Source organism: Kitasatospora sp. NPDC001540, from assembly GCF_042894345.1.
Classification (GTDB): domain Bacteria; phylum Actinomycetota; class Actinomycetes; order Streptomycetales; family Streptomycetaceae; genus Kitasatospora; species Kitasatospora phosalacinea_C.
The window spans coordinates 1-1,074 of record NZ_JBIAVO010000102.1; the positions used below are offsets into that span (position 1 = coordinate 1).

The following is a 1,074-nucleotide window of genomic DNA, read 5'->3' on the forward strand; positions in this document are numbered from 1 at the left end:
CTAGGGCGCGTATCTGGTTGTGATCAATTTGCGGGTTCTGCCCTGGTGGTAGGCCCTGGTCCGGTAGATCGTGTTGTATGACGCGAGTGCAACTGACGGACGCCGAGTGGGAGTTCATCGAGCCGTACCTGCCGGTCGGTGAGTACGGCCCGTACCCCGAGCGGTTGCGTCGGCAGTTCGAGGGCGTGATCTGGCGGTTTCGGACGGGCGGCCAGTGGCGGGAGGTGCCGGGCGAGTTCGGTGCCTGGTCGACGGTCCACAACCGCTTCCGGCAATGGAGGGACGCCCGGGTGTTCGAGGCCTTGCTGGAGGGTGCGATCGCGGAGGCCGCGAAGCGTGGTGAGGTGGACCTGTCGCTGGTCAGCGTGGATTCCACGACCGTTCGGGCCCATCACGACGCTGCCGGGATGCACCTGGACCCCGACACACTCGCCGACCTGGAGAAGGCCGCCGAGGAGGCGGAGAAGGCCCGGCAAAAGGGGGCGGCTCGGAGGGACAAGACGGGCAGAGTGCCGAAGACGACCCCGAGCGGGACGAGCGGCGACGTATCCGTCGCAGACGCCGGCTCCGGCTGAAGGCAGCCCTGCTCGGACGGTCTAGGGGCGGTCAGACCAGCAAGGTCCACGTCGCCGGCGAGCGCAGGTGCCGCCCGCTGGTCTTCGTCCTGACCGAGGGTGAGGCCGCCGACAGCCCGCAGTTCATTCCCGTCATTCGGAAGGTTCGGGTCCGTGGGCCCGTCGGCCGTCCCCGCACGCGACCCGAAGCAGTCGCAGGGGACAAGGCCTACTCGTCCCGCGGCAACCGTGCCTACCTGCGCAAACGCCACATTAAAGCGGTCATCCCGGAGAAGAGAGACCAGGCCGCCAACCGGAAGAAGAAGGGTAGCGGTGGCGGCCGCCCCGTCAGCCACGACACCGAGCTCTACAAGGACCGCAACACCGTTGAGCGCCTGATCAACAGGCTGAAGGCCTGGCGGGGCATCGCCACCCGGTTCGACAAGAAGCCCGAGAGCTACCTCGCCGGCCTCCAGCTTCGCGGCGCGATGATCTGGATCAAGGACCTCACCAGGACCAC

The 1,074-nt window shown here is 67.6% G+C and carries 1 pseudogene; it reads left to right on the plus strand.

The features are described from left to right. Positions 1-77 precede the first annotated feature (77 nt). Positions 78-1,074 (plus strand): annotated as a pseudogene (locus ACFY00_RS38155) (IS5 family transposase); the annotation flags it as partial.